A 3,976-nucleotide genomic window follows, 5' to 3' on the forward strand; every position below is an offset into this window, starting at 1 on the left:
ATACTGATGGTCCTTACTTACTAACTCTTCTAAACTTACCATTGTTATTTGCGTGCTCGACACTTCTTTCACCTTGCCTTGATTTTTTCCTTCTTATACCAAAAATTACCTTATCTCGCAACTCTCCCTTTATAGTTTCCAAAGAGGTCTATTGTGCTTAGAAGCGCTGGTAAATTTTATAAGATCATGGATATATCTTTGCTTATTTATGCGCACATAATATGAAATGGTCATAATTTTTAAGTTTCAGAAAAAGACTATTGAAGCCAAGTAAATAGCGCCCAGAAAATTTAAAAACGTTTGATCATAAAATATTGCAATGACGCGGTATTGCTTTATGTTTAGCAAAAAAAATCTCGATCTAATTACGAGATTTAATAAAAATTATTTATCATAATATTAATGCTTTAAACTGTTCTTTGCAGAAGAAATCACAGCCTTTCGACTTTTTTTAAGTTTTTTCCACATATGCTTTACCGGCAAGTACTTCATCCCCTCACTTCAGATTATAGTCTTGACTTTTTTTCAAGTGAAAAGTAGTAAGATTGGCCAATGGGGTTTTCTCGGGAATCATAGATTGCATAGATCTTAGCTCAGAACGGTTTTCTGTCTTTTTTAGTTCAACTGTGTTGATGGGCGCATACAATCGTTCACTGGCTAAGATTTTAAAAGCGCTTTTCCACGCGCGTTTTTGACTCCAACGGGAGCAGACAACTTAAAATATCCAAAGGCCAAATCTCTCCACAAGACCTCTGTGTGATGACAATACAAAGCATCTTCCTACATCCCCCTTTTTTTAGACAACATATCCTTTGTCCTACCTCACTGATCATCTTGCACCGCATAACGTCTCATTTAATACACTTAATTTAGGATGAGCCTGATTTCTTTTACTAAAATTTACACAAAACTATTCGTATTTTACGTATACTTTTTTCAAAAGTTTATTATCTCCCCCCTCCCCAAAAGAATCAAGTAAAAAAAATCTCTTTCTTTTGTTATCCGATGATTACAAAACCTTAATTTTTTATTTAATTGTCCTACGTGAGTTTCCAACGTCAAAGTTTCCACTTCTCTATTGTAACTCCAAATTCCCTTTAACAGTTCTTCCTTACTAATTTTTTCTTGGTATCGATGAAGAAAATAAAGAAGGATTTTGTACTCTTTTTCTCTTAATAGAAAATTTTTTCTTTTCGTAAAAATAATATTATGGTAAAAAGAAAAATCTTCTAGTACATATCCAACTCTTTCTTGAAACACTTTCAGGTTTCCTAAAAAAACCAAAAAAAATTCTGGCAACAAATAAAATTTTTTTACAAAAACCCAATCCTCAAAAACACAATGATCATTCACAGTGTACATACACGCCAAAGCTGACTTTTCTTCCCAAAATTTTTTCAACTGTTCTTCTGTTTCACAAAATAAAAGAATAATCTCAGAGCAGCTTTGCTGAATAATTTCTTCCCACAATCTGTACCAAGAAGCATCTCCGTAACACAAAATTCTTTGCTTTACGATACGAATCATAAAAATCAATCAATGTCTTGAACTTCAATAGATTCAAGCGCCAATTTCAAATGTTTACCAGCACGAAATACAGGAACAAGAACTGAAGGAACGGTAACCGAAGCCCCAGTTTTAGGATTGCGAGCAACCATCTCTGGACGCAATCTTGCCAAAAACGACCCAAACCCTGTCAATCGTACGGAATTTCCTTCTTTCAATGTCTCTGTCACGACTTCTAAAAACTGATCTAGAACTTGATTTACTGTTCCCTTATTAATTCCACTTTTCGAAGCTATCTTAGCAACAAGATCGATTTTGGTCACTCCCGTTTTCATTATCATCCTCCAAGATAAAATTTGCCATAATTTAAAATTTTACTTTCAACCCAGATAAAACTGCAGCAGCAGAATTACTTGGAGTTGTGGGAAAAGGAAGCTTTGTTAACGCCGCACCAGCCGTTCCCATATAAGGCCAAGCAGGATTAGACATTTTGTAACTAATAGCCACTTCCAAAAAACACTCTACTCCTTCTACTAAAGCGCGATCTCCAGACAAAACCCATGCACTTCCCTTAGCTTTTATAGAATCACCTTCTTGATTTGGTTGAATAAACCCAGTGTGAGACCCTGTCCTTAAATACCCCAAAGAAACTCCCCACTGATTCTTCAACACATACCCAAGCCCCGCATTAAAAGTATAGCTCTTTCCGCAAGCGCTAGAAGAATACATCATGGTAGGAAGCTTTTCTTTCCCACCAATATCTGTAGTAAGAGAAGGCGTTAAACTTGGTAAGTCATTCTTCAAAAATCCAGAACGCCCATTATAAATATATTCAACCCCCAAACACCACGGACCATAATGCGTATTCATTGCCAAGTCCCAGCTGTTATTACTGTAAATACTCAAGAGCGGCTGCTGCGGAATAGCAGGACGTGTTTTTCCATGTATACGAACGAAAGACAATGCAACGCCAAACAACTCTTTTTCCAAAGAATATCGAACAGACTGAGCAAAACTGTTCATGTCAAAAGATGCCTTTAACGGATCCTTACTATTAAAAGCGGTGTTCATCTTTGCTTCTCCAACCATAGAAGTATTAGGAGCATAAGAAAGCCCAAACTGAACAGCTCCAAATCGTTTAATATCTCCAAAATTTGGAGAAAAGAAAACAATTTTTGTCGAAACCCCCGTATCCCCCTTCATACTTGGAAACATAAAAACTCCCGTCGTAGGATTCAAGAATCTGCTCATGGCTCCGTCTGTTCCACCGGTCCCCCTGAAAAAAGAAACTGGACCTGCCACAGCACGATTCTCTATTCCTTTCGTGTTACCCAAAACTATAGTTCCGTAAAACGTATCTATCTCTGCAGCTATTTCACGAACTGACTGCTTATTATCTGGATCTCCTGTAAACGCGATAAAAACCGCGAATGTTCCTTCATCAGAAAAAAACGGCTGCTCTGCTCTTACCATAAATTGAGAGTTGTTAACGTTCAACTGACTTTTGGCCACGTGAGAATAAATTTTCTCTCCGTTCCCAAATAACCCCGAAAGATTAAACACACTCCCCGACCCAGGTGGAGTAAAAAGAACAGTATAATCTGTTTTATTTTGTCCCAATGTCATGGTAAAACTTGCTTTTCCAGAAAGCAACAAAGAAAAACCTCCCTTTTCCTTACCAGAAAAACCTTTATTAGAGCTAACAGAAGCAGCCGCTCCTCCCATCCATTGCCGCTCCAGCCTCTTTACATTTGAAGAAGCCGGATTTTCCGTCAGCGCAAACAAAGGCATCGACATAACCCAAAAGTACAAAAAAGAAAAAACCCATGGCAAGTATGGAACATTTCTAAATTATTTAAAGATTTATAACACGCCCAAAGTCAACGTGTCAAGAAAAATTTTTAGCATATTATGCAAATATTTTTTATTTTCCTTAAGCAACCGTCTCCCTTAATGCGCAATATAAAATTACAGAAAAAATGCATTCGTTGACTTTTTCTTATTCCCTACCGTTATCAAGAATCATTAAGTTCATCATTCATAAATTCTTCGAGATATTTTTTCTTGTATTTAAGCGATTCCCATATAAAATTTGATGATTCCACAAACTTGAAATTAAGAGCGATATTTGTAGTTTTTTATAGCTTTTCCTTAGATATATTAATTTAGGTTGAATTAGGTGTAATTTTTTTGTTACAATAAAAGGAAGATGACAAAGAGCTACAGCAACGATTTAAGACAAAAGGTAATAGAATATTTAGATGAGGGAAACGGGTATACTCATGCTGAATGAAATTGTTTAAAAGTTTAATTTTATGTGTTAATAATTTTTCTTATGCAAAAATTTCTGACAGAAGAAGATCGTGTTACGTTAAGAACCAACGCGTAGAGGATAGGATTAAGACAGTTTTGTTATCCAACAAAGGGTGGCGCTCGTCAAATTGCTAAGGCTCTTCTGATTGACGATCGT

The 3,976-nt window shown here is 36.1% G+C and carries 4 protein-coding genes; 1 reads left to right on the forward strand and 3 read right to left on the reverse strand.

Annotated features, from left to right (window positions below; all coding sequences use genetic code 11):
• Window positions 1–936: 936 nt before the first annotated feature.
• Genes HE1_RS04460 through HE1_RS04470 form a run of 3 tightly spaced genes read right to left on the reverse strand, consistent with a single transcriptional unit; the run spans window position 937 to window position 3,318 of the window.
• Window positions 937–1,527, reverse strand: a complete 591-nt coding sequence (locus HE1_RS04460) for a helix-turn-helix domain-containing protein (RefSeq protein WP_162531262.1) — start codon at window positions 1,525–1,527, stop codon at window positions 937–939.
• A gap of 5 nt (window positions 1,528–1,532) precedes the next feature.
• On the reverse strand, window positions 1,533–1,847 hold the full coding sequence (locus HE1_RS04465; RefSeq protein WP_206537243.1) for an HU family DNA-binding protein: 315 nt from the start codon (window positions 1,845–1,847) through the stop codon (window positions 1,533–1,535).
• Window positions 1,848–1,872: 25 nt separating this feature from the next.
• Complete coding sequence (locus HE1_RS04470; RefSeq protein WP_162480348.1) at window positions 1,873–3,318, reverse strand: hypothetical protein; 1,446 nt, start codon at window positions 3,316–3,318, stop codon at window positions 1,873–1,875.
• A gap of 477 nt (window positions 3,319–3,795) precedes the next feature.
• Here HE1_RS04470 and HE1_RS09030 point away from each other — a divergent pair, with 477 nt between their 5' ends.
• A complete protein-coding gene (locus tag HE1_RS09030; protein ID WP_162531256.1) occupies window positions 3,796–3,954 on the forward strand; it encodes a hypothetical protein in 159 nt (52 codons plus the stop codon).
• Window positions 3,955–3,976 lie beyond the last annotated feature (22 nt).

The organism is Holospora elegans E1 (assembly GCF_000648275.1).
Lineage (GTDB): Bacteria > Pseudomonadota > Alphaproteobacteria > Holosporales > Holosporaceae > Holospora > Holospora undulata_A.

Excerpts from the sequence above, each read along its gene's own strand:
- HE1_RS04460 (WP_162531262.1), bottom strand. The coding sequence starts at position 1,527 with ATGATTCGTATCGTAAAGCAAAGAATTTTGTGTTACGGAGATGCTTCT.
- HE1_RS04465 (WP_206537243.1), bottom strand. The coding sequence starts at position 1,847 with ATGATAATGAAAACGGGAGTGACCAAAATCGATCTTGTTGCTAAGATA.
- HE1_RS09030 (WP_162531256.1), top strand. The coding sequence starts at position 3,796 with ATGAAATTGTTTAAAAGTTTAATTTTATGTGTTAATAATTTTTCTTAT.